This window comes from Alcaligenes phenolicus, assembly GCF_032063905.1.
GTDB classification, from domain to species: Bacteria; Pseudomonadota; Gammaproteobacteria; order Burkholderiales; family Burkholderiaceae_B; genus Alcaligenes; species Alcaligenes phenolicus.
In genome coordinates, this window is sequence record NZ_DAMBOE010000007.1 from 64,970 (window position 1) to 89,708 (window position 24,739).

General features: G+C 57.9%; 24 protein-coding genes. 21 read left to right on the plus strand and 3 right to left on the minus strand.

Translation table 11 applies throughout. The features are described 5' to 3' along the window. Nucleotides 1-182 precede the first annotated feature (182 nt). The 12 genes from motA (at nucleotide 183) to flhF (ending at nucleotide 15,443) form a co-directional block, all read left to right on the plus strand. Complete coding sequence (motA, locus tag U2949_RS14375) at nucleotides 183-1,058, plus strand: flagellar motor stator protein MotA (RefSeq protein ID WP_026484570.1); 876 nt, start codon at nucleotides 183-185, stop codon at nucleotides 1,056-1,058. Nucleotides 1,059-1,070: 12 nt separating this feature from the next. Next, complete coding sequence (gene motB / locus U2949_RS14380) at nucleotides 1,071-2,009, plus strand: flagellar motor protein MotB (protein ID WP_026484569.1); 939 nt, start codon at nucleotides 1,071-1,073, stop codon at nucleotides 2,007-2,009. Between the two features lie 86 nt (nucleotides 2,010-2,095). After that, complete coding sequence (cheA, locus tag U2949_RS14385) at nucleotides 2,096-4,177, plus strand: chemotaxis protein CheA (RefSeq protein ID WP_026484568.1); 2,082 nt, start codon at nucleotides 2,096-2,098, stop codon at nucleotides 4,175-4,177. A gap of 16 nt (nucleotides 4,178-4,193) precedes the next feature. After that, nucleotides 4,194-4,694 (plus strand): chemotaxis protein CheW, encoded by a 501-nt coding sequence (locus tag U2949_RS14390; RefSeq protein ID WP_009455177.1) that lies wholly within the window; start codon nucleotides 4,194-4,196, stop codon nucleotides 4,692-4,694. A gap of 127 nt (nucleotides 4,695-4,821) precedes the next feature. After that, nucleotides 4,822-6,558 carry a methyl-accepting chemotaxis protein gene (locus U2949_RS14395; protein WP_021446832.1) on the plus strand — a complete coding sequence of 579 codons (1,737 nt, stop codon included), beginning with the start codon at nucleotides 4,822-4,824 and terminating at the stop codon, nucleotides 6,556-6,558. A 4-nt stretch (nucleotides 6,559-6,562) separates the two neighbouring features. Beyond that, nucleotides 6,563-7,405, plus strand: coding sequence for a CheR family methyltransferase (locus U2949_RS14400; RefSeq protein WP_026484567.1), 843 nt, complete (start codon nucleotides 6,563-6,565; stop codon nucleotides 7,403-7,405). 62 nt (nucleotides 7,406-7,467) lie between these two features. Further along, nucleotides 7,468-8,526 (plus strand): protein-glutamate methylesterase/protein-glutamine glutaminase, encoded by a 1,059-nt coding sequence (locus U2949_RS14405; RefSeq protein WP_021446831.1) that lies wholly within the window; start codon nucleotides 7,468-7,470, stop codon nucleotides 8,524-8,526. Between the two features lie 44 nt (nucleotides 8,527-8,570). Then, nucleotides 8,571-8,960, plus strand: a complete 390-nt coding sequence (gene cheY, locus U2949_RS14410) for a chemotaxis response regulator CheY (protein WP_009458133.1) — start codon at nucleotides 8,571-8,573, stop codon at nucleotides 8,958-8,960. 13 nt (nucleotides 8,961-8,973) lie between these two features. After that, nucleotides 8,974-9,615: a protein phosphatase CheZ gene (cheZ, locus tag U2949_RS14415; protein WP_021446830.1), complete on the plus strand. Its 642-nt coding sequence runs from the start codon at nucleotides 8,974-8,976 to the stop codon at nucleotides 9,613-9,615. A 214-nt stretch (nucleotides 9,616-9,829) separates the two neighbouring features. Next, entirely contained in the window at nucleotides 9,830-10,981 is a 1,152-nt protein-coding gene (gene flhB, locus U2949_RS14420) for a flagellar biosynthesis protein FlhB (RefSeq protein WP_021446829.1), read from the plus strand. A gap of 5 nt (nucleotides 10,982-10,986) precedes the next feature. Further along, nucleotides 10,987-13,098 (plus strand): flagellar biosynthesis protein FlhA, encoded by a 2,112-nt coding sequence (flhA, locus tag U2949_RS14425; RefSeq protein ID WP_321288453.1) that lies wholly within the window; start codon nucleotides 10,987-10,989, stop codon nucleotides 13,096-13,098. Continuing rightward, nucleotides 13,095-15,443 (plus strand): flagellar biosynthesis protein FlhF, encoded by a 2,349-nt coding sequence (flhF, locus tag U2949_RS14430; protein ID WP_257724083.1) that lies wholly within the window; start codon nucleotides 13,095-13,097, stop codon nucleotides 15,441-15,443. The genes flhA and flhF overlap by 4 nt, the downstream gene beginning before the upstream one ends. Nucleotides 15,444-15,517: 74 nt before the next feature. Here the strand turns inward: flhF and flgN are convergent, their stop codons facing one another. The 3 genes from flgN to flgA form a co-directional block, all read right to left on the minus strand. Beyond that, nucleotides 15,518-15,967 (minus strand): flagellar export chaperone FlgN, encoded by a 450-nt coding sequence (gene flgN / locus U2949_RS14435; RefSeq protein ID WP_321288456.1) that lies wholly within the window; start codon nucleotides 15,965-15,967, stop codon nucleotides 15,518-15,520. 16 nt (nucleotides 15,968-15,983) lie between these two features. Continuing rightward, a complete protein-coding gene (flgM, locus tag U2949_RS14440) occupies nucleotides 15,984-16,274 on the minus strand; it encodes a flagellar biosynthesis anti-sigma factor FlgM (protein WP_035269036.1) in 291 nt (96 codons plus the stop codon). A gap of 84 nt (nucleotides 16,275-16,358) precedes the next feature. Then, on the minus strand, nucleotides 16,359-17,063 hold the full coding sequence (gene flgA, locus U2949_RS14445; protein WP_021446825.1) for a flagellar basal body P-ring formation chaperone FlgA: 705 nt from the start codon (nucleotides 17,061-17,063) through the stop codon (nucleotides 16,359-16,361). Between the two features lie 175 nt (nucleotides 17,064-17,238). On the opposite strand from flgA, the gene flgB reads away from it, so the two are divergent. Genes flgB through flgJ form a run of 9 tightly spaced genes read left to right on the plus strand, consistent with a single transcriptional unit; the run spans nucleotide 17,239 to nucleotide 24,646 of the window. Then, nucleotides 17,239-17,655, plus strand: a complete 417-nt coding sequence (gene flgB, locus U2949_RS14450) for a flagellar basal body rod protein FlgB (protein WP_009458122.1) — start codon at nucleotides 17,239-17,241, stop codon at nucleotides 17,653-17,655. A gap of 12 nt (nucleotides 17,656-17,667) precedes the next feature. After that, a complete protein-coding gene (gene flgC / locus U2949_RS14455) occupies nucleotides 17,668-18,072 on the plus strand; it encodes a flagellar basal body rod protein FlgC (RefSeq protein ID WP_009458120.1) in 405 nt (134 codons plus the stop codon). 22 nt (nucleotides 18,073-18,094) lie between these two features. After that, nucleotides 18,095-18,787 carry a flagellar hook capping FlgD N-terminal domain-containing protein gene (locus U2949_RS14460; protein WP_009458118.1) on the plus strand — a complete coding sequence of 231 codons (693 nt, stop codon included), beginning with the start codon at nucleotides 18,095-18,097 and terminating at the stop codon, nucleotides 18,785-18,787. Nucleotides 18,788-18,841: 54 nt separating this feature from the next. Further along, nucleotides 18,842-20,230, plus strand: a complete 1,389-nt coding sequence (locus U2949_RS14465; protein WP_083053889.1) for a flagellar hook protein FlgE — start codon at nucleotides 18,842-18,844, stop codon at nucleotides 20,228-20,230. 8 nt (nucleotides 20,231-20,238) lie between these two features. After that, nucleotides 20,239-20,988 (plus strand): flagellar basal-body rod protein FlgF, encoded by a 750-nt coding sequence (flgF, locus tag U2949_RS14470; protein ID WP_009458114.1) that lies wholly within the window; start codon nucleotides 20,239-20,241, stop codon nucleotides 20,986-20,988. Between the two features lie 44 nt (nucleotides 20,989-21,032). Next, a complete protein-coding gene (gene flgG / locus U2949_RS14475) occupies nucleotides 21,033-21,818 on the plus strand; it encodes a flagellar basal-body rod protein FlgG (protein ID WP_026484558.1) in 786 nt (261 codons plus the stop codon). A gap of 19 nt (nucleotides 21,819-21,837) precedes the next feature. Beyond that, nucleotides 21,838-22,524 carry a flagellar basal body L-ring protein FlgH gene (locus tag U2949_RS14480; protein ID WP_026484557.1) on the plus strand — a complete coding sequence of 229 codons (687 nt, stop codon included), beginning with the start codon at nucleotides 21,838-21,840 and terminating at the stop codon, nucleotides 22,522-22,524. 26 nt (nucleotides 22,525-22,550) lie between these two features. Further along, the gene (locus U2949_RS14485; RefSeq protein ID WP_026484556.1) at nucleotides 22,551-23,681 is read left to right on the plus strand and encodes a flagellar basal body P-ring protein FlgI; all 1,131 of its coding nucleotides are present in this window, start codon (nucleotides 22,551-22,553) and stop codon (nucleotides 23,679-23,681) included. Further along, complete coding sequence (gene flgJ / locus U2949_RS14490) at nucleotides 23,681-24,646, plus strand: flagellar assembly peptidoglycan hydrolase FlgJ (RefSeq protein WP_035275244.1); 966 nt, start codon at nucleotides 23,681-23,683, stop codon at nucleotides 24,644-24,646. Before U2949_RS14485 ends, flgJ begins: the two co-directional genes overlap by 1 nt. Nucleotides 24,647-24,739 lie beyond the last annotated feature (93 nt).

The window sequence follows — 24,739 nt, forward strand, 5'->3', positions numbered from 1 at the left end:
TTGTCGTCAGTGTGCAGCAAAGCCGGATAGATGCTGGTTTTTGATGTGGATCTGATAAGAATCTGAATGTGTCAAGGCAACTGGAAGCGTCGATCTAGGCTGGAAAAAGGCCATTAACGCGTCGTTTTAGCCCGGTTGCTTGCCGCCATCATTAGCAGCGTGTATTTGAAGAAGGCGTATCCGTGCTTATTATCCTTGGATATATCATTGTTTTCGTCTCCGTTTTCGGGAGCTTTGTGGGGCTGGGCGGGCACTTGGGTGCGCTCTACCAGCCTTTTGAATTACTGCTGATTGGTGGCGCGGCCCTGGGGGCCTATTTTGCGTCCAACAGCGGCAAGTCCATCAAGCTGCTGGCCAAAGCGTTGCCGATTGCATTTCGCAGCAGCCCCTACAACAAGCAGTTGTACATGCAGTTGATGGGCATGTTGTCTGTGCTGCTGAACAAGGCTCGACGCGATGGCATGATGTCCATCGAAGCGGATATCGAAAACCCCGAACAAAGTCCCATCTTTGCCGATTACCCCAATGTGGTGAAAGATCCGGCTTTGATGAACTTTGTGTCCGACTACCTGCGTTTGATGATCAGCGGCAATATGAGCTCGTTTGAAATCGAAACGCTGATGGACCAGGATATCGAGACCCACCAGCACGAACGCAACGTGCCGGCACGTGCCTTGCGTGAAGTGGCTGACGCCTTGCCCGCTTTCGGGATTGTGGCGGCGGTGCTGGGTGTGGTGAAAGCGCTGGCCTCCGTAGACCAGCCGCCTGCCGTGCTGGCTGACCTGATTTCCAAGGCCATGGTTGGTACCTTCCTGGGTATCTTGCTGGCCTACGGCTTTGTCGCTCCCTTGGCGGCCACCATCGAACGCCGTACCTCGGATTCGGTCAAGGTGCTGGAGTGCATCAAGGTCACTTTGCTGGCCAATCTGAATGGTTACCCGCCCCAGCTTGCCGTGGAATTTGGCCGTAAAGTGCTGTTTTCCTCCGATCGCCCTTCGTTCCAGGAGCTGGAAGAGCATGTACGTCAGGCCCGCTCGGGTGCTGGTCGCAAAGCCTAAGCGGATGCGTTCATGAGCAATCATAAAGATCGCGTGGTCATCCGTCGCAAGAAGACGGCCCATGCCGAGCATCATGGTGGTAGCTGGAAAATTGCCTACGCTGACTTCATGACGGCGATGATGGCTTTTTTCCTGGTGATGTGGATTCTTTCCCTGGTTCCCAAGCAGGACTTGAAGGAAATTGCCGATTACTTCCGCATGCCCTTGATGGATGCCGTTTCGGGTGGCTATCAGGCCGACTATTCGCGCAGCGTCATTCCCGGTGGCCAGCCCAGCCTGGTTCCCAATCCCCATCCCGGCACGAACAACAGCCAGGCGGCCGATGATCGCCAGGATGTGGAGCGCCTGGAGGATTTGAAGTCGGCCCTGGAAGAGCTGATCCGCATTGACCCCGTCCTGCAAGAGTTCCGTCCGCAGTTGTTGCTGGACATGACCCAGGACGGTTTGCGCATCCAGATTATTGACCGTCAAAGCCGCCCCATGTTTTCCACGGGTAGTGCACAGGTACAGATTTACATGCGGGCCATTTTGCGCTCGCTAAGCGCTCCCTTGAACGAGATGCCTAACCGTATTCTGATTTCCGGTCATACCGACTCGCTGCAGTATGCCAGTGGCGAGCGTTTGTACAGTAACTGGGAGCTGTCGGCCGACCGTGCCAATGCGGCTCGACAGGAGCTGGTAGCTGGTGGTCTGGCCGAGGCCAAGGTCAAGCAGGTCGTGGGTTTGGCCGATAGTGTCAGCCTGGTTAAAGATAACCCCGCCGCAGCCGTAAATCGACGTATCAGCCTGCTCGTGCTCAATAGCCGGGCCGAACGACGCATGGACGAGCAAGCCGCAAGCGGTTCGGAAGAGTTTGATTTGCGCGAAGCCATGCAGGAGACCGAGGGGCCAATCAGTATTCATATTCCCGGTCTGCCTGAAATGCCTTCTGCCTTGCCAGTGGTGCCCTAGGGCTTGTTAACAGGCCCGACGGCCCAGGTGTTTGGGCTGTGCTTTTTGTTTTGTTGTTCTAAGCCATAACCAGGAAGGAAGTGTTCATGAGCTCCGGCGTAGATCTGAGTCAGTTTTACGAAACCTTTTTCGATGAAGCCGATGAGTTGCTGGCGGACATGGAGCGCTTGCTGCTGGAGCTGGATCTGGATGAGCCTGATCGCGATCAGCTCAATGCCATCTTCCGGGCCGCGCACTCGATCAAGGGCGGTGCAGGCACGTTTGGTTGCTTCGGCCAGCTGGCTGAAACTACCCACTTACTCGAAAATCTGCTCGATCTGGTCCGTAATGGCGAGATGCAATTGCGCAAGGACATGATTGACCTCTTTCTGGAAACCAAGGACGTGCTAACCGGACAAGTCAATGCCTACCGCGAGGAACAGGAGCCTGACGAGGAAGCCTATACCCGTATCTGCGCGCAATTGAGGCAACTGGCCCTGGAGCAAAAGGGCATTCTGGCAACGGACGCGAAAGGAACCGAAGCGATTCTGCAAGCCGAAGCGGAACCCGAGCCGGAACCGGCCGCCAACACGGATGGCTTGCCACTGTGGGTGTCCATGGGACCGGTATCGGATAAAGATGCCGAGGCGCTGCAACAAGAAATGGAGTTGATGGGCACCATCGTCCATCAAACCCGTGAAGGCGATCGCCTGGATATCTGGGTGGAAACCACAGGTTCAGCTGACGACATCCTGGCCGTGTGCTGCTTTATTCTGAATGCCGATCAGGTGTCGGTAAAACCGGCTGCAGCTCCTGGGCAAGCGGCGGCTCCAGCATCCGCCGCAGCTTCTGCTCCTGCCGCCGCCGTAGCTGTCGAGCCCGCCGCTGTCGCTCCGGCCGCTCCAGCACCAGCCCCTGTTGCGGCTGAACCTGAAAAAACCGAAACGCCTGCTCCTGCTGCTGCCCCCAAAGCCGCCGACAAACCCGCCAAGGCCGCCGCTCCCAAAGAGTCCGGCACGATCCGTGTGGGCGTGGAAAAAGTTGACCAGATCATCAACCTGGTGGGCGAGCTGGTGATTACACAAGCCATGCTGGTGCAAACCGCCTCGACGCTGGACCCGGTCGTGCATGATCGTCTGTTAAATGGCATCGAACAGTTGGAGCGCAATGCGCGCGACCTGCAAGAGTCCGTAATGTCCATTCGCATGATGCCGATGGATTACGTGTTCAGCCGCTTTCCGCGTGTGGTGCGTGAAAGCGCGGCCCGCATGAACAAGAAGATTCGTCTGGTCACCAAAGGTCAGGCCACCGAGCTGGACAAGAGCCTGATCGAACGCATTATTGATCCGCTCACTCACCTGGTACGCAACAGTATCGACCACGGCATTGAAATGCCCGAGGATCGTCTGGCAGCGGGCAAGGAAGAAGAGGGCGTGCTGACCTTGTCGGCCCAGCACCAGGGCGGCCATATCATTATTGAAGTGGTGGACGATGGTGCCGGCCTGAACCGCGAACGTATTCTGAAAAAAGCCATGTCCTCGGGCCTGCCGGTGACCGAGAGCATGCCGGACGACGAAGTTTGGCAGTTGATCTTTGCCCCCGGCTTTTCCACCGCCGACAAAGTCACGGAAATTTCCGGACGCGGTGTGGGCATGGATGTGGTGCGACGCAATATCCAAAGCATGGGCGGCCATGTGCAGCTGTACTCGCGTGCAGGCAAGGGAACGACCACCCGTATTGTTTTGCCGCTGACTTTGGCGATTCTGGATGGCATGTCGGTACAGGTAGGCAATGAGGTGTTCATCCTGCCGCTGGCTCACGTAACCGAATCCATGCAGCCTACTGAAGAGCAGTTGCGCAGCGTCACCGATACCGATCACGTCATGTTTGTGCGTGGCGAGTATCTGCCCCTGATTTCCCTGCGTGACATCTTCTCGGTTGAAGGGGCCGAGACCGATGTGACGCGCGCGATTGCCGTTATCTTGCAGGCCGAAGACATGCGCTTTGCCTTGTTGGTCGATCACCTGATTGGTCAGCATCAAGTCGTGGTCAAGAACCTGGAAGCCAACTATAGAAAAATTCCGGGTATTTCCGCTGCCACCATTTTGGGCGATGGCAGCGTAGCCCTGATTGTTGATGTTTTTGCCTTGCAACGTCTGGCGCGTGACCCCGCCTCGACGTGGGCCTGATTATTCGGAGATCTTTATGTCCAACGACTTTACTTCCCACTCCGAAGCTGCCGAGGCTGGCGGCAAGGAGTATCTGGTATTTACTCTGGGCGACCAGGAATACGGCATCGATATTCTGAAAGTTCAGGAGATCCGGGGCTACGACTCCCAGACCGTCACTCGTATCGCCAACGTGCCCAATTTCATCAAGGGCGTTACCAATCTGCGTGGCGTAATTGTTCCTATCGCGGACTTGCGGGTGCGTTTCAACATGGAACGGGTGGAGTACGACCACCAGACCGTCGTGGTGATTCTGAACTTGCACGACCGCGTAGTGGGTGTGGTGGTGGATGGTGTCTCGGATGTACTGGTGCTGCAATCGTCCCAGATCAGCGCTGCTCCCAGCTTCGGCACCGCCTTCTCGACCGAGTACCTGACCGGTATCGGTACGCTGGGCGAACGCATGCTGATTTTGGTGGATATTGAAAAACTGATGACCAGTGAAGAGATGGCTCTGGTTGACAGCGCAGTGGCCTGATCGCCCGAGTCTGCAAAGACTTGCCGGGCGGGGACTTGTTTAACGGGTCCTTCAAGGAATGTTCGGGCCGGGGGAGGCGTCACAAGCGCCTCTGATGTTCGGATCTACTCTAGACAAGGTGCTTGCAATGCTGGATGGATTACGTTTAGCCAATCTGAAGGTGCGGACCAGTCTGATTCTGGTACTGGTGTTTTTTTTAGCAATGCTGGTGGCAGGCGCCGCTCTGGGGATTTTGTCCTTGCGCGCCAATAACGGTGCGCTGCAAAGCATCGTGGTCAATCAGCGTGTAGGCTCGGCCATGTATCAGGCCATCGAGCGCTACAAAGAGACTCAAACCCTGATTGGACGAGCGGCCATCAGCTATGTGGTCAGCAATGATCTGCAAAACCAGGACTTGATGGCCGAATGGAGCGATGTGGCTCCCAAAACCTCGGCGATCAGCTCGGCAACCCGCGATGCCCTGGATGCCACGCGCAAGCAGTTTGAGCTGGCCCAGGAATCCTTCTTTGAATACCAGGGTGTCGCTACCCAGCTGGAAGGCACCAATGATTACTACCAGCGTGTCGATGCGGCGTTCATGTCCCTGATGCAAGGTGGCGTGCTGCCCTTGATCGCCTACCTGGAGCAAGGTGATATTGCGGGTTTCCGCAGCTATGTGGCGACTACCACCAAGTTCCTGGAAGAGGATCTGTACAGCGCCTTGAACACCTTGCAGGAAGCTCAGCAGCGTTCTATCGACTCGCAATACCAGAAAGAAAACGACCAGTACAACATGGTGATTCGTCTGGTGGGTCTGGCCATGGTGCTTTGTCTGTTTATCTCCTTGGCAGTGTATGTGTTCCTGAATCGCATGGTGTTGCGCCCCTTGCGTCAGGCTGGTGCGCACTTTGATCGCATTGCCAGCGGGGATCTGACCCAGCGCGTGGAAGTGAAGTCCACCAATGAAATTGGTGTGCTGTATGACGCCGTGCGTCGCATGCAGGGCAGCTTGCAGTCCATGGTGCAAACCGTGCGTCAGGGCGTGGAAGAGATCACCTTTGGTTCGCGCGAAATTTATGTGGGCAATACGGACTTGAGCAGTCGCACGGAAGAGCAGGCCGCCTCCTTGCAGCAGACTGCGGCCAGCATGGAGCAGTTGGCCAGCACGGTTCGCCAGAACTCGGACAATGCCCAGCAAGCGGACCAGGTTGCCAAGAATGCTTCCGAAGTGGCTCTGCGCGGTGGCCAGGCGGTCTCTACCGTGGTGCAAACCATGGAAGACTTGTCGGCCAGTTCGGGACAGATTGCCCAGATCGTGAACGTGATCGACGGCATTGCCTTCCAGACCAATATTCTGGCCTTGAACGCCGCGGTGGAAGCCGCCCGTGCGGGCGAGCAGGGCAAGGGTTTTGCGGTGGTGGCCGGTGAAGTACGCAGTCTGGCCCAGCGCAGTGCGCAAGCGGCGCGCGAGATCAAGGGCTTGATCGAGCAGTCGCTGGCTAAAGTTAAAGAAGGGACTCGACAGGTGGATGAGGCGGGCAAGGTGGTCATGGAAGTGGTCAGCTCGGTACAGAGCGTAACGACCATCATGGCGGAAATCTCCTCGGCCTCAAACGAGCAGTCCGAAGGAATTGAGCAGGTGAACCGGGCGGTTGCGCAAATGGATGTGGTTGTGCAGCAGAACGCGGCCCTGGTCGAGCAGGCTACCGCTGCGGCGGGCTCCTTGCAGGATCAGGCAACCCGTTTGTCCGATGCGGTGTCGGCGTTCAAAGTCAGTGCGCAAGACATTATTGATGATCCGTTTGAAGCGCCCGAGCCGGAACGATTACGTTCTACCGAGCGTCTGTCGGCGGGGCCTTTTAGCGGGACCTTGGCCAGCCTGTAGTTATATGAGCACATCTGTGGAACCTTTTGTTTATACATTGCCCTCGATCCCGCAAGCCTCGAGGGCCGACTGTGAGCGAGCCGCGCGCTTGCTCAAGTCGTATGCGGGCATCATCTTAGGTACCCACAAAGAAGATATGGTGGCCCGCACGCTGGGTATGCGCAGTCAGAACGCGGGCATGCGCGAGGTACGCCAGTACCTGGATATTCTGGAACAGGACACCCATAGCCAGGAGTGGCAGGACTTCGTCAACGCCTTCACCATCAATCACACCGCGTTTTTTCGGGAGCAGCATCACTTCGATATTCTGGGCAAGTTTGTCAGTACACGCGGCAAACCCCTGGATATCTGGTGCAGCGCCGCCTCTACGGGCGAGGAGGCGTATTCCATTGCCATGACGGTGCGCGAACACTGCCCTTCACCGGATGTGAACGTATCCATTCTGGCTAGCGATATTGACTCGGCAGCCTTGGACAAGGCCCGTCAGGGCGTGTATACCCTGGAGCGCATTCAGCCCGTGCCCGATTTGTGGCTGCCGCGTTACTTTCAGCGTGGCGTGGGCGCTCGCAAGGGGCTGGCACGCGTCAAACCCGTGTTGCGCAATATGGTGGAGTTCGAGGAGTTCAATCTGGTGGGGCCGGCCTGGCCGTCCTCCAGCCGTTTTGATGTGATCTTCTGTAGAAACACCATGATTTATTTTGATCGTGATGATCAGACACGCATTCTGGAGCGCTTTGCCGCCGTCACCAAGCCTGGCGGACTGCTGTTTGTGGGGCATTCCGAGAACTTCTCTTATCTGACCAAGGCCTTTCGTTTGCTGGGTCAGACGGTGTATGTCCGGAACTAGGGCCCATTAGTTTCACCCCGCCCCAAGCTCTGTTGGCGTTTGAAATCGGGATTATGAGTAGCATGAAGAAAATTCGAGTTTTGTGTGTAGACGATTCTGCCCTGGTGCGCAGCCTGATGGTGGAAATTATCAACAGTCATGCGGATATGGAAGTGGTGGCCGTGGCCCCTGATCCGCTGGTGGCGCGCGAGCTGATCAAAGAACACAATCCGGATGTGCTGACGCTGGACGTCGAGATGCCGCGTATGGACGGGCTGGACTTTCTGGAGCGACTGATGCGCTTGCGTCCCATGCCCGTGGTGATGGTGTCCTCGCTGACCGAGCGCAATTCGGACGTGACTTTGCGTGCCCTGGAGCTGGGCGCGGTGGACTTTGTGACCAAGCCCAAGCTGGGCCTGCGTGATGGCTTGCTGGATTACTCGGACCTGATCGCCGACAAGATCCGCGCCGCGTCCATTGCCCGTCCGCGTCGTGCGACCCCGGCCCCGGCAGGGTCCGCTCCGGCTCGTCGCCTGACGCACAACTTTTCGACCACTGAAAAGCTGATCATGATCGGTGCATCTACCGGCGGCACCGAGGCCATTCGTCAGGTGCTGGAGCCTTTGCCGGCCAATTGTCCGGCCATCATGATTACCCAACATATGCCAGCCGGTTTCACGCGCTCGTTTGTGAACCGTCTGGATGGACTGTGTTCCATGCAGGTGCACGAGGCCGAAGATGGTCAGCGCGTGTTGCCCGGCCATGTGTATCTGGCTCCCGGTGGCGTGGCGCACATGAAGCTGGCCCGCTCGGGTGCCAATTATGTGGTCAAGCTGGTGGACAGTGAACCTGTCAACCGCCACCGGCCCTCGGTTGATGTGCTGTTTCACTCTGCCGCCGAGCTGGCCGGACGCAATGCCGTGGGTGTCATTCTGACCGGCATGGGCAAGGACGGCGCGCAAGGTTTGCTGGCCATGAAACAGGCCGGTGCCATGACTTTTGCCCAGGACGAAGCCACCAGCGTGGTCTTTGGCATGCCGCGTGAAGCCCTGCAAATTGGCGCGGCGGACATCGCCTTGCCCTTGGGGCAGATCAGCGAACGAATTCTGGCCAGTGTGGGGGCCTTTGGGCACCGTGTATAAACGGTCCTGAACGCACTGGCATGCTACTCATTTGGAGAATGTAAATGGTACAAAAAAATATAAAAATTCTCGTCGTCGATGACTTTCCCACCATGCGCCGGATCATCAAGAACCTGCTCAAGGATCTGGGATACGAGAATGTAGACGAAGCAGAAGATGGTCAGATGGGCCTGGAAAAACTGCGCAACGGCAATTTCGAGTTTGTGGTCTCTGACTGGAATATGCCGAATCTGGATGGGCTGGAAATGCTCAAGCAGATTCGTGCCGATGCCAACCTGTCCTCTTTGCCTGTGCTGATGGTGACCGCCGAAGCCAAGAAAGAGAACATTATTGCCGCCGCCCAGGCGGGCGCCAATGGCTACGTCGTCAAACCCTTTACCGCCGCAACTCTGGAAGAGAAGCTGAACAAGATCTTCGAGAAAATGGCCGGTTAATACGGAGTACGTCATGGATCCACAGCAAACCCCGAATCATCCCGACCCCCAAAGCGTACCGGTTGATCTGGTCTACCGCATCGCCAATCTGACCCGCCTGCTGCGGGAAAGCATGCGCGAACTGGGGCTGGATCAGGCCATTAAAGATGCCGCGCACGCGATTCCGGATGCCCGTGATCGTCTGCACTATGTGGCTCGCATGACTGAGCAGGCCGCTAACCGGGTACTGAACGCGGCCGAGCAGGTGCGTCCTTTGCAGGAGTCCTTGCAAGAGGATGCCCAGGCCCTGGATGCCGAATGGGAACAGTGGTTTGAACAGCCTCTGGACCAGGACCAGGCCCGAGAACTGGTCAAGCGTACCCGCGGCTTCTTGCGCGATGTGCCCGTCAAGGCCCAGCAGACGCAGGACAATCTGCTGGAAATCATCATGGCCCAGGATTTTCAGGATCTGACCGGGCAGGTGATCACGCGCATGCTGGGTGTGGTTGGCACCATCGAGACCGAGCTGGTCCAGGTGCTGGTCGATAATGTCCCCACAGAAAAACGCGAAGAAACTCAAAGCCTTATCAACGGCCCGGTGGTCTCGCCGGTCGCCTCGGAAGTGGTCACCAGCCAGGACCAGGTGGACGACTTGCTGGCGAATCTGGGCTTTTAACCCCGCCCAAATTCGATCATCGCGTTTGCTTCAGAAAGGCGCTGCACCTTGCAGCGCCTTTTTGCTTGTGGGGAACAGCCTGCTTTTATCGGGCTTTCTCCGCGCTATCAGAGCCGCGGTGCTCTTTTAGAATGACCCCGCGGCCTGCAGTGCGAACGCGACATTCGTGCTGGGCGCGTGTTTCATTCTTTCAATTCCTGCGTCTTGGCAGTCCATGGCAGAAGACAGCGATCTCGAAAAAACAGAACCGGCCTCACCCCGGCGCCTGGAAAAGGCGCGGGAAGAAGGGCAGGTGGCGCGTTCCAGAGAGCTGACGACATTCCTGATGCTGCTGGCCGGGATTGGCGGAATTTGGGCCGGGGCCAGCTATTTGTACGAGACCTTCGGCGGCATTGTGCGTCGCAGCGTCTGGTTTGATCCGCGCGTAGCGCACGATCCCAGCGCTATGGTGGTACAGGCGGCCGGTCTGGCAGGCGAAGCATTAAAAGGTCTGGCACCGCTGTTCCTGCTGCTGGTTGTGGTCGCGATCTTTGCCTCGATCGCGCTGGGCGGCATGAGCTTTAGCGGCAAGGCCTTGCAGCCCAAGTTCGAGCGCATGAATCCGGCCAAGGGTATCAAGCGCATGTTTTCCATGCAGACCGTGATCGAGCTGATCAAGACCCTGGCCAAAGCCGGTCTGGTGGGCTCAGTGGCGGTGTATGTGATCTGGACCGAGCGCGAGCAGATGACGGCCCTGATGTATGTGCATCCCACGGCGGCCATAGCCACGGGGATGACGCTGATCATCAAGTGTTGTGCCCTGATCGCTGCCAGCTTGCTGGTGATTGTCTTGATTGACGCGCCCTGGCAGTTGTGGAGCTTTTACAAGAAGCTGCGCATGTCGCGCCAGGATGTGAAAGAAGAACATAAGGAAAGCGAGGGTGACCCGCATGTGAAAGGGCGCATCCGGCAGCAGCAACGGTCCATGGCCCGTTCGCGCATGATGTCCCAGGTGCCGGGGGCCGATGTGGTGGTTACCAACCCTACGCATTATGCGGTGGCCTTGAAGTATCAGGACGGCAAGGGCGGTGCCCCCCGTGTGGTTGCCAAAGGCACGGGGCTGATTGCTGCCAAGATTCGCGGGCTGGCCGCCGAGCACAAGGTGGCCATGCTGGAGGCGCCTGCGCTGGCACGGGCCTTGTACTTCAACGTGGAGCTGGAGCGCGAGATTCCTGTGGACTTGTACTCGGCCGTGGCCGAAGTGCTGGCCTGGGTTTATCAGCTTCGTAACTGGAACAAGGGGCAGGGCGAGCGCCCGATCATGCCCACCCGATTGAAAGTGCCAACTGGCATGGATGAAGGGCCACTGCGTTCGCGCAAACACTAAAAGCAATGAACAATTTTTTTGCCTTACTGAAACAAAACGGTGGTCAACACGCCCGGCTTTTAGCGGGTCCGGTGCTGATCCTCATGGTGATGGCCATGATGATTCTGCCCTTGCCGCCGTTTTTGCTGGACCTGCTGTTCACCTTTAACATCGCCCTGGCCGTCATGATCCTGCTGGTGGCCATGTTCACCAAAAAGCCACTGGATTTTGCTGCTTTCCCGGCAGTGCTGTTGTTTGCGACCTTGTTACGCCTGGCCCTGAACGTGGCCTCTACCCGAGTGGTACTGATGAACGGCCACAAAGGCCCGGACGCTGCCGGTCAGGTGATTGAGGCTTTTGGCCACTTTCTGGTGGGCGGTAACTTTGCCGTTGGTCTGATCGTGTTCGTGATTCTGGTCATCATCAACTTTGTGGTGATTACCAAGGGTGCAGGCCGTATTGCGGAAGTGGGGGCACGCTTTACCCTGGACGCCTTGCCGGGCAAGCAGATGGCCATTGATGCAGACTTGAACGCCGGCCTGATTGGCGAAGACGATGCCCGTCGTCGCCGTACCGAGGTTTCGCAGGAAGCCGAGTTTTACGGCTCCATGGACGGTGCCAGCAAGTTCGTGCGCGGGGACGCGGTGGCGGGCTTGCTGATCATGGTCATCAACGTGATTGGTGGTCTGATTATTGGTGTCCTGCAGCATGACTTGTCTTTCTCGGAAGCCGGTCGCGTTTACACCTTGTTGACCATTGGTGACGGCCTGGTCGCCCAGATTCCAGCCCTGATCATTTCTACCGCCGCCGGTGTGGTGGTGTCGCGTGTGGCGACGGATGAAGACGTGGGCCAGCAAATGGTCAGCCAGCTTTTCCGCAATCCCATGGTGCTGTACATCACCGCCGGGATTCTGGGTTTGATGGGTTTGATTCCCGGCATGCCCAATCTGGTGTTCCTGCTGCTGGCCGCGATACTGGGCGCTGGAGCGTGGATGATGCAAAAGCATCAGCTCGAACAGCAGCAGCAAGCCAGCGAACCCAATGATGAAGTCCTGGCCGCAGCCGATTCTGCCGCCAGTGAAGCCAGCTGGAATGATGTGTCCATGGTGGACCCGCTGGGCCTGGAAGTGGGCTATCGCCTGATCTCTTTGGTAGACCATGCGCAAAACGGCGAGCTGCTGCATCGTATCCGCAGCTTGCGTAAAAAGTTCGCGCAGGAAGTGGGCTTTTTGCCGCCTGTGGTTCACATTCGGGACAATCTGGAGCTCAAGCCCAACGACTATCGCATCCTGTTAGCCGGGGTGGAAATTGGCCGCGGTACCGCCACGCCAGGGCAGTGGCTGGCCATTGATCCCGGTGGCGTCACCATGAAGCTGCCCGGCACACCTACTACGGACCCGGCCTTTGGTCTGCCCGCCGTGTGGGTGGATGTCAGCATGCGCGAACAGGCCCAGATTGCGGGCTACACCGTGGTGGATGCCAGCACGGTAATTGCCACGCATATCAACCACTTGCTGCATCGCCACGGGGCCGATTTGCTGGGCCGTCAGGAAGTGCAGCAATTGCTGGATCACGTGGGCCGCGAAGCGCCCAAGCTGGTCGAAGATTTCGTACCGCAAACCTTGTCCCTCAGCCTCTTGCTCAAGGTCTTGCGTGGACTGTTGGCTGAAGATGTGCCGATTCGCGATATGCGCAGCATTGTGGAAACGCTGGCTGAACACGCACCGCGCATTCTGGCTCCCGGCGCGGTTCAGCCCGGCCAGGAGGCAGGCGAATTGCTTGCGGTTCTGCGCGTGGCCTTGGGGCGCGCTATTGTGCAGCAGTGGTTCCCTGGCGAGGGCGAGTTGCGTGTGATTGGTCTGGATGCCCGCCTGGAGCGGGTCCTGACGCAGGCGCTGACCAGCAGTGGTGCACTGGAACCAGGTCTGGCCGAGTCGGTACTGACTGATGCCATGCGTGCGGCCCAGTTCCAGGAGGAACATGGGGATCCGCCCGTGCTGGTTGTGCCGCCTGTTTTGCGGGCCACCTTGTCGCGTTTCTTGCGTCACCACATCCCACAACTGGGTGTCTTGTCCAACGCTGAAATTCCTGAAGAACGCATCCTTCGGGTCACCACCATTATTGGTCAGTCTGAATGAATATAAGTCGCTTTTTTGGTAGTACCAGCCGGGAGGCCATGCGTCAGGTGCGCATCGCTTTGGGCCCCGATGCCTTGATTGTGTCCAACCGCCGTGTCAATGGTGGCGTTGAGATTCTGGCTACCGACTCCAGTTCGGTACCGGGTGGCGCCACCGAACGTGCGCCCATGCCCAGCAGTGCACCGCATCAAGCCGCGGGGATACGTCAGCAGGAAATGGCACCGCCGCCTGCTGCCGACAATGTGATGGGTGCGATTGGGGCATTGCGTGGTGCCCTGGAAGGCCGCATGGATGATCTGGTCTGGAGTCACCAGATGCGGCGCTCGCCTGTAGCGGTGAATCTATTTCAGAGTCTTTTATCGCAAGGCTTCAGTACCGCCTTGTTGCGAGCCATGCTCAAGCGCCTGCCCGAAGAACTGGGCGCGCGTGCGGCCTTGCAATGGGTGCGGACCGAGCTGGAAACCCATTTGCCGGTGCTGCGTTCCGAGGACTCCTTGTGGCAGCCCGGCTTGGCCTTGGCTCTAGTGGGCCCCACGGGTGTGGGCAAGACCACCACGCTGGCCAAACTGGCTGCGCGTGCCGTGCGTCGTTTTGGTCCCGATAAGGTCGTTCTGCTGACGACTGACACCTATCGGATCGGTGCGCACGAGCAACTGAAAATTTATGGCGACCTGATGCGGGTAGCCGTGCATATCGTTCAGGACGTGGCGCAACTGCGTAGCGTGATGCTGGGTGTGCGGCCCGATCAGGTGATCCTGATCGACAATATGGGCATCAGCCAGCGCGACCGTTATGTGCGAGAACAAGCTGCCTTGTTAGCTAGTGCCGGACGTCGGGTGCAACGCTTGCTGGTCCTGAACGCCGCCAGCCAGGGTGATACCTTGGATGAGGTAGCCCGCAGCTATACGCAAGATGGTGGTACACCGCTAAGCGGTTGCATCATCTCCAAAGTGGACGAGGCGATCAAGCTGGGTGGGCCGCTGGATACGGCCATCCGTTTCAAGCTGCCAATTCATTACGTGTCCAACGGCCAGAAAGTGCCCGAGGATTTGCGTTTCATGAGTGCCGCCGATCTGGTCGACTCTGCCTTGCAGGTGCGCGAGAACCAGCGCCCCTTGTACGCGCCCAGTTCCGGTGATCTGGCTGCCTTGCTGGAAAGCGGTGGCCAGTCCGCCCAGGAGCAACAGGCTGAAGAAGAACGCCGTGCGCGTGTCTTGCCGCGTCTGTTGTCGGCTGCCTCTGCGGGTGGCCCTATCGCCCTGGAGCAGGCCCGTCGAGCAGCCGCCGATCTGGACGAGCGTCTGGCCTGCGCGGAAGCCTACGATTTCTGGCGCGATCTGCATGCGCAAAATGCCCCTGTGCAGGATGGGGCGGCGGCACAGCGTGCCGAAGGCCTGATGCGTGCCGCGTGTCAGGAAGTCAGTGAGGGCAATGTGTCCCGCTTGCTGGTGATCCATGCCGATCATCAGCTTGCCGGTAGCCAGGAGCAATGCTCGTTCAGTTTCCTGTTCAGTCCTAAAGGTCAGGCCTTGAGCGTGCCGTATTATCAACGCCAAACGCCCTCCCAATGGTCGGATGTACGGGGCGTGCGCAGCATGGAACGGCCGGGCCCGACACAGGCACTGAACCAGGCCATGCAGGTCTTGAATGCCCAGGCCCAACCGGTAAACTTGCTGCATATTTTTGAAGGTGGTTCGCCCACCATGTGGCGTCAATGGGCTGATCTGGAAGCCGACTGGCTGGCCTTGATTCCGGGTGCGACTTCCTTGTGGCACAAGGACGGCAAGACCACGCCTAATGCCCTGGGTAAACAGCTGGCCTTCCACGCGATTCCCGATCTGGCCGCACGCTTGCATCTGGAAACGCTGGGCCGCGCCAAGCAGGGTGAAATCGCCCTGTGGTACGCCGTGGAGCCAGTGCAACTGCGACAGCGCAATGCCGAGCCTGTGCATCTGGACCTGATCATCCTGCGCACCGTGCGTCGTCACGACGGCAAAGTGTTGAAAACCCGTTTTGCCTTGATGCACCAAGGCGCAGGCTCCGAGGCCATTGCCCCGGCCAGTCTGGCCTGCTACATGATGCTGCGTAGCGAAGTGCAGGAAATGGCGCGCTTGCTAAGCACTGTGCGTGGCATTTTGCCTGCCAGCAATTCCGCGTTTGAAGAAGAACTCAACTTGCTGGCCGCCGCCCAATTGACGCTGGCCGCCTGGGATTTGCTGCAGGCACCGGACAATCTGGGTGTGCGACAACTCAGCGCACGCTTGCTGGGCAAACCGGGGCTGAAGTCCAGCCACGCGGTTGATGCGCTGGTGAAGATGCTGGTGCTGAAAGAAGCAATGAGCTAAACCCAGCAAGATTGCAAAAGCCTGCCGTGTGGCAGGCTTTTTTTTGTCTGTCAGAGCGCAGCTTTGGCTTGGCCCTAAACCTTCAAGCTCAAGGAAGACTGCGTATTCTGTGTTTTCCCGGACGCGTCGTAAAAGGTATTACGACCCGTGAAGGCTTCCAGGGCGTCCAGGTTTTGCTGCGTGTCGACCAAAAAGGTATCCACCAGAATGCGGTTGTTGTCGCTGGCGTTGCGTACTTTCTCGCTCAGTTCGATCAGTTGGTCCAGCTCGTGTTCCAGTTCGTCTTCTTCGGCGGCGTAGCGCAGGCCCTGGATGTTGTTTTCCAGCTCGCGCTCTTGCAGGAGCTGGGCGCGAGCCTGGTCCTGTTGCTCGATACGTTCAACCAGCTGATATTTGCGCAGTGTGATCTGGGCCAGTTCTTGTGGCTCGAAGCTGCGCAGCAGCAGGGTGTTTTCTTCTACCAGCAACTGCTCGAAATCCAGCAGGGCCTGGTGTTGATCGGCAAGACAGGTTTGCAAAGACATGGCCGTTTCAGGTGAGTTACTTGAGAAGATCGCGCACGGAGGCAATCAGGGAGTCGGCGATCCGACTGGTGTCAATTTTGAGCTCGCCGGCTGCAATGGCCTCGCGCAAGGCTTCGACTTTTTTCATGTCGACATCGGCACTGCTGTCTTGCAGGGAATTGAGCTGGCGGGCTGCAGCGCTGAAGTCCACTTCGTTGGTGCTGCTGCTGTTGTTGTACGCGTGGCGCGCACGAGGGGATGCCGTGCTGCGCTCTGCAGCAGACGTTTCAGCAAGGGGTGTCTTGAGGGGGGAGGGGCTGATCTTCACGTGTTTCTCCGTGCGGCCTGTTCTTTGCGTTGATCTTGTAACGGCGCTCTGGACGCAAACTTTAGCATGCTCATCCGATTTAGTTTAGAGAACGACCTGAACCGTGGATGCATCCAGTACCGTGGCTGAAATCACTTGCCCCGAACTGGCCTTGATCTGAATCTGGGTGCCTGGTGAGCCGCTTTGCAGCGCCTGGCCCTCGCCGGTCGCTACAAAACCCATACCGCGCGCAATGGTGCGCACCATCTGGCCGCGTGTTACCGACTGCGGGTCGCGTAGAGCCGAAGCCCGTATCGCATTGCCCAAAGGAATACGCTGGCTGGCGACATACCCGATGATCTGGTTGGGATCAATGACCACGCCATTGGCCAGAGCCAGCAAATCCCCCTCGCGCTCAAGCAGATCGTCCTGATTGATGGTCTCGCCCGGATTGATGCGGCGGTTGGTGACGTAATAGTGTCCCTGAATAGACAAGGTGGCGCTGATGGAGGTGCTCCAGCTTTGTGGGCTCAGGCAGCGCACGCCAATACTCATGCGCGATCGCAGGCGTTGACCGCTGGGCAGAAATATCTGGTTCTGGGTGCAGGCAGGCATGGCGTTCAGGCGCGCGCTGTCCAGGGTGATCGTGGCGATACCGGGATACATTTGCGCCAGCTTGAGCAGATAGTCCTGCGCCTGGTCCTGCATGGCTTGCACGCTCAGCGCCTGAACGCTCTCTTGAGCGCGCACGTTCGCTGTTGCACCCAGAGCGAACAGGCATACGCAGATCAGGAGTCTATATAAGGTCATGACTGAATTTTACGGACTCAGTCGCCAGGTCAAGAGCTGAACTGGCCGATAAATTGCGTTTTGTTCCCTGATTTGTGAAGCAGTGCCTCTGGCTACCATTCTGTTATAGCGGTGAAAAGGCGTGCGCGCGTTCACCTGGATCTCAAACTTGAACACAGAATATTGGCTTGACTCCATGATTGATCGCATCGGTGAGCACCTGAAGTTTTACCAGACGGCCCTGGCTGTGCGCCAGGAGCGCCAGGAGGTGCTGGCCTCCAATATTGCCAATGCCGACACGCCTAACTACAAGGCCAGGGATATGGACTTTACGGCCACCTTGAAGGCCGCTTTAGGGGGGCAGGGCCAGATGGCATTGCCCAATACCAGTTTGTCCTTGACCTCAGCCCGTCATATTCCCGCCCAGGCAACCCGTCCGCCCAGCACGGACGAGTTGCTCTATCGCGTTCCTGTGCAACCTTCTCTGGACGGCAATACGGTCGAGATGGATGTGGAGCGCATGCAATTTGCCGATAACACCTTGCACTATCAAAGCACGATCAACCTGGCTTCCCAGCGCTTGAAAGGCTTGATGGCGGCCTTGCAACAGTAATAGCGAGTCTTCATGTCCAGTTTCAGTATTTTCCAGATTGCCGGTTCTGCTCTGACGGCACAATCGCAGCGCTTGAACGTGTCGGCCAGCAACCTGGCTAACGCCGATAGCGTGGTTGGACCCGATGGCCAGCCCTACAAGGCCCGCCAAGTGGTGTTTCAAATGACTCCTCAGGGCAACAGCCCCGTGGGTGGCGTGCAAGTGGTGGGTGTGCAGGAAAGTGATGCGCCCGGCCGTTTGCAATATGACCCCGGCAATCCCTACGCCGACGAACAAGGCTATGTGACTCTGCCCAATGTGGATGTGGTGGCCGAGACCGTCAATATGCTGGCTGCGTCGCGCTCCTATCAGGCCAATGTGGAAGTGGTGAACACCTCCAAGAACCTGATGTTGCGCACCTTGACCATTGGTCAGTAAGCCGGTTTACGGAAGATAGAACATGAGCACAGTCAATAACGATCGCACTGCCCTGGACCCCACCGCAGGGGCCATGGCTGGTGTGGATGCCCGCAACAAAAGCGCCATGGCGGAAACGGAAGACCGCTTTCTGACCATGCTGATTACGCAGCTGCGTAATCAGGACCCGCTCAACCCCATGGATAACGCTCAGGTCACGACCCAGATGGCGCAAATGTCCACGGTGGCGGGGATTCAGCAATTGAATAACACCTTGCTGGCTGTGGCCGGGCAAATGGACGTCAGCCAGTCCATGCAGGCCGCCAATCTGATCGGCAAGCAAGTGCTGGTGCCGGGCTCGAAAGTGTCCCTGGGGACTAGCCAGGATGGCGAAAAAGTGGCCATGCCCTACGGCATTGATCTGGTCAGCGGAGCGACTTCGACCGTGGTTCAGATCAAGGACAGCAGCGGCAAAGTGGTTCGTGAATACGATCTGGGCGCCAAAGACGCGGGCGTGTACTCGCTGGAGTGGGACGGCCTGGATAACGATGGTTCACCGCTGGCCGACGGTTCGTACACCGTCAGTGTATTGGCCAGTAATGACGGCACGGCCGTCACAGCCAGCCCATTGACGCATGGCAAGGTCGATAGCGTGGCTTATACCTCCAGCGGTTTGATGCTGGACCTTGGCCTGGCGGGTTCGTTCTCCCTGCTGGATATACGCAAAATCATGTAAGCGCCGCTTGCCCCAACAGCGGGCTGGGCCAACACGACATTAAAAGGAAAGTTCATGAGCTTCGGACAAGGATTGAGCGGCTTGAACGCCGCCTCCCAAAACCTGGATTCTATTGGTAATAACATCGCCAACTCGGGCACGGTGGGCTACAAGGCCTCGACCGTGCAGTTTGCGGACGTGTATGCCAACTCGCGCATCGGTCTGGGTGTGCAGGTATCGCGGGTCAGCCAGCGTTTCTCGGTAGGTAACGTCAGCAACTCGGGTAACCAGTTCGACATGGCGATTGACGGTGCAAACGGTTTGTTCCGCCTGGAGCAAAGTAACGGCGCTGTCCTGTTCTCGCGCAATGGCCAGTTCTATCCGGACAAGGCGGGCTATCTGGTTAATGCCCAAGGTCATTACCTGACCGGTTACGGCCCAGGTGGTAGCCAGCTGGAGCGCTTGCAAGTGCCTTCGGCCAACGTGCCTCCCAAAGCCACGACAGCCCTGGATTTCAAGCCCAACCTGCCCGGCGGTGCCGAAGCAATTCCAACGACCAAAACACAGCAAAAAGTTGATGCCAACGGTGATCTGGTATTCAAGCCCAAACTGGATGCCAACGGTAATCCTGAAATGACTCCCAAGCTGGACGCCAACGGTGATCCTGTTCTGGACGGAAGCGGTAACCCCGTCATGGAACCCGTGATGGAACCAGACATGGAAACCGTTGCGGTCAATGTGTTTGATCCCAAAGACCCCACGACTTACAGCAACGCATTCAGCTACTCCGTCTACGATTCGCTGGGTAACAGCCACGAGGTTTCCCAATACTTCGTCAAGCGCCCCGCCAATGCGGCCGGTGAGAGTGTGTGGGACGTGTACTACATGGAAGGCAGCACGCCCTTGTCGCCTGCCAGCGCGACCTTGACCTTTAACGGTTCAGGCGTGATGACCAGCCCCAATCCGGCTACTGTCAATCTGACCCTGGCCAACCCCGGTGGCAATGCGTCGCCTGCTGATGATCTGGTGTTTGATGTGCGTTATACCGGCACCACCCAGTTCGGTGGCGAGTTTGCCAAGGGCAAGCCTTACCAGGACGGTTATGCCACGGGTGAGTACGCTGGCATGAGCATCGACAAGGACGGCACCATGATTGCTTCCTACACCAACGGTGTAACGCAGCGTCTGGGTTCCCTTGTTCTGGCTGACTTCAGCAATCTGCAAGGTCTGAGCCCTGTAGGTGGTAATGCCTGGGCTGAAACCGGCGCATCGGGCCAGCCTATCCTGGGTCGCCCCGGCGAGAACGGCTTGGCCACGATCAAGGGTCAGGCGGTGGAAGATTCCAACGTGGATATGGGTCAGGAACTGGTCAATATGATTATTGCCCAGCGTACCTACCAGGCGAATGCCCAGACCATCAAGACGCAGGATCAGGTTCTGCAAACCCTGGTCAACCTGCGTTAAGAGCTGTCATGGATCGCCTGATTTACACCGCCATGAATGGCGCCCAGCGCACGCTGGAGCAACAAGACGTCATTACCAACAACCTGGCCAACGTGAACACGTCCGGTTTTCGCCAGCAGCTGGCGTATTACCGTTCCGTGCCCGTCACAAGCGATGTGGGTTCGCAAACCCGCGTAGGCACGGCCACGGTGACGCCTGGCAGCCGTTTTCAACCTGGCGCCATGGCCGAGACCGGCAATGCGCTGGATGTGGCCATTGCGGGCGAGGGCTGGTTTGCCGTTCGTGCGCTGGATGGTCAGGAAGCCTATACGCGGGCAGGCGATCTGGTGGTCAATGCCCAGAACCAGCTGGTGACACAAGGTGGCTTGCCCGTGCTCAGCGCCGATGGGCAGGTCATTGAAATCCCGGATCGCGGATCGATCACGTTCTCCAGCGATGGTCAGTTGACCGCGCTGGGTGCGGGTGACAACCCACGCGATATCCAGGTGATGGGCCAATTGAAGATGGTCAATCCCCCTTCTGCTGACTTGTTGCGGGGGCAGGATGGTTTGTTTCGCATGAGCAATGGTGCGCCGGCCCCGGCTGATCCGTCAGTGCGTATGGTTTCGGGCTTTATCGAGAAAAGCAATGTGAACCCGGCTGAAGCGATGGTGGCCATGATTGCCAATGCGCGCCGCTTTGAAACCCAGATGAAGGTCATCCAGGACGCCAGCGCACGCGAAGATCGGGCCAACTCTCTACTTTCTTTTAATGGCTAAGCCGCGCTGATTGCGCAGGCGCTAGCTGCAAGGACTACACACACATGATTCGCTCTCTGTGGATTGCCAAGACCGGTCTGGAAGCCCAGCAGACCAATATGGACGTTATCTCCAATAACTTGGCCAACGTGAATACCACCGGCTTCAAACGTACCCGTGCGGTGTTTGAGGACTTGATGTACCAAACCATTCGTCAGCCTGGCGCTCAAGTCGGTGCTGCCAACCAGTTGCCTACCGGCTTGCAGGTTGGCACCGGTGTGCGCACCGTAGCCACCGAGCGTATTCATACCCAGGGTGACATGAAGCACACGGGCCACAATATGGATATCGCGATTCAGGGTAGCGGTTTCCTGCAGGTGGAAATGCCGGACGGCACGTTTGCCTACACACGTGACGGTAGCTTGCAGCGCGACCAGAACGGTCAGTTGGTTACTGCTGGCGGTTATCCCATTCAGCCTCCCATCAATATCCCTGATAACGCGCTGGAACTGACGATTGGCCGTGATGGCACCGTGTCGGTGACTCAGCCCGGTGCCGCCGGTGCCAGCGTGGAAGTGGGCCAATTGCAATTGAGCACCTTCGTGAACCCGGCTGGTTTGCAGAGCATGGGCGAGAACTTGTACATCGAAACCGATGCCTCGGGCGCCGCCAACTTCCTGCAACCCGGCATGGACGGTGCAGGTCTGGTCATGCACAAGTACAACGAAACCTCCAACGTCAATGTGGCCGAGGAGCTGGTCAATATGATCAGTACCCAGCGCGCCTACGAAATCAACAGCAAGGCCGTTTCCACGGCTGACCAGATGCTGGCTCGCCTGACACAGCTGTAAATCTAAAGAGATCGTGACAATGTTCCAAGCTCTGATGAGCCGTCTTGCCTTGTGTGCGCTTGTGGTCCTGTCCGGTTGTGCGCTGGTGCCCCCTGAAGATGTGGTAACCGGCCCCCTGACGGCGGCCCCGCCACCGGCGGTGCCTGCCGCCGTAGTGGCCAATGGCTCCATCTACCAGCCCTCGGCTTACGGCAACTATCCGCTGTTTGAAGACAGACGGCCACGTAATGTGGGTGACATTGTCACGATCATGATCCAGGAGCGGACCAACGCGGCCAAGAATGTTTCGACCAATACGGATCGGACCGGAAGCGGTGGTCTGGACTTTACCGGCGTTCCAGCTTTCCTGCCTAACGAAGTGGGCAGCAAGCAGAACTTCGAAGTCAGTGGCTCGAACAAGGCCCAGGGCAAGGGCTCCAGCCGTGCCGACAATACCTTTAGCGGCACCTTGACGACGACCGTGGTCGGCGTTTTGCCTAACGGCAATTTGCAGGTGGCCGGTGAGAAGCAGATCGCCATTAACCGTGGCAGCGAGCACATCCGCTTTTCTGGTGTGGTAGACCCACGCTCCATTACCGGCAGCAATACGGTGTCCTCCACCCAGGTGGCCGATGCCCGTATCGAGTTTCGTAGCAAAGGGGTTATGGACGAAGTCCAGACCATGGGTTGGCTACAGCGTTTTTTCCTGAATATTTCTCCGTTCTGAGCCTTTTGCTTGCTATGGCGTTTTCCATGAGTCGTACTCGTTTTTCTTCTTGTCGCCAAGTGCTGCAAGCCGCCATGCTGGCGGCGGGCCTGTTGCTGGCTCCGGTCAGTCAGGCCGAGCGTATCAAGGATCTGGCATCCATTCAGGGCGTGCGAGACAACCCGCTGATCGGCTACGGTCTGGTCGTGGGTCTGGATGGCAGCGGTGACCAGGTGCGTCAGGCTCCTTTCACTCAGCAAAGCTTGACCAATATGCTGTCCCAGTTGGGGGTGACCATTCCCCAGGGCAGCAATATGCAGCTCAAGAACGTGGCGGCTGTCATGGTGACGGCCCGTCTGCCCGCCTTTGCCCGTCCTGGTCAGGCCGTGGATGTGGTCGTGTCCTCCATGGGTAATGCCAAGAGTTTGCGTGGCGGGACCTTGTTGATGACGCCCTTGAAAGGTGCGAACGGTCAGGTCTATGCCATTGCCCAAGGCAACTTGCTGGTGGGTGGGGCAGGGGCCGAAGCAGGTGGTTCCAGCGTACAGGTCAACCAGCTCAATGGCGGCACCATTCCAGGCGGCGCAACGGTCGAGCAAAGCGTACCCACGACTTATGCTCGGGATGGCGTGATCAATCTGGAAATGAATTCCTCGGATTTTGGTACAGCCCAGAACGTGGTGGCGGCCTTGAACAAGCAGTTCGGCCCTTCCACTGCAACAGCGCTGGATGGTCGCTTGATTCAGGTGCGCGGTCCCTTGGACCCGCAGGCTCAGACCGCCTTTATTTCGCATGTTGAAAACCTGCAAGTGAATCTGCCACCGGCACGGGCTCGCGTGGTGATCAATGCTCGTACGGGCTCGGTGGTCATGAACCGCACGGTCACGATTGATGAAGCCGCCATTGCCTACGGCAATCTGTCCGTGGTCATCAGCCGTCAACCGCAGGTCAGCCAGCCGGATACTCCTTTTGGTGGTGGTCAGACCGTAGTGGCTGACAGCACCCAGATTGAAATGCGCAGTGATAGCGGCTCCCTGCAACGCGTAAAGACCAGTGCCAATCTGGCCGATGTGGTACGCGCTTTGAACGCTTTGGGTGCCACCCCTCAAGACTTGTTGTCCATCTTGCAGAACCTGAAAAGCGCGGGCGCTTTGCGGGCCGATTTGGAGATCATCTAATGACGGTGCAGTACTTCCCACGTCCGGGCACGGGAACACAGGTTTCGATTTTTGACCCGCAGCAACTGGCCCAACTGCGTCGGCAAGCCGGGCAGGACGGTCAGAATCAGGCCACTCAGCTGCAAGTGGCGCGTCAGTTCGAGTCCCTGTTCATTCAAAATATTTTGAAGCAGGCGCGGGCTGCCAATCCCGAAGGCGGCCTGTTTGATACGCAGTCGGTGCGCATGGCGCAAAGTCTGGGTGATGAGCAATTGGCCATGCAGTTGGCTGACCCCGGCATTGGTTTGGCCAAAGCCTTGCAGGCCCAGATGAGCGGGCAGAACAGCGAGCCATTTGGTGTCGCGTCCCATGATCCGGAAGCGGCCTCTTCGCGTCGGGCGGATTTGCGTTCGCGCATGCCTAATGACCGTTCCATTGATGCAGCATCGATTGCCGAGCTGATCGACAAGCTCAGCAATAACAATACGGTGCAGCGTGTGTACTCCGCGATTCAGGGCGCGCCCAATCATATTCGCCAGTTTGTGGACCGCATGAACACGGCCGCCAAAGTGGCTGCCCAAGACAGTGGCGTCCCGGCCCAACTGATCTTGAGCCAGGCGGCGCTGGAGTCGGGCTGGGGCAAGCGTGAAATCATGCACGCAGATGGCTCCACCAGCCATAACCTGTTTGGTATCAAGGCCACGCCGTCCTGGAAGGGTAAAACGGTGGAGGTCATGACGACGGAATATCAGAACGGCGTGGCGCGAAAAATGACGCAGACCTTCCGTGCTTATGACTCCTATGCCGAGTCGTTTGCGGACTACGCGCGCCTGATCGGTAATAACAAACGCTATGAAAGCGTAAAACAAGCGGCTTCGCCTCAAGAAGCGGCGCAACGCATTCAAGAAGCGGGCTACGCCACTGACCCCTCCTACGCCAAAAAGCTGATCTCCATCATGGCCTACTTTGATGGCGGCAAGTCTTAATTATTGATACAGGTCTAAATATTGCACCAAGGTGGTCGTTAAAAAGCAGCATGTTCATTTTTCGCCTTGGACACTACGGGCCGGGCAGGACAG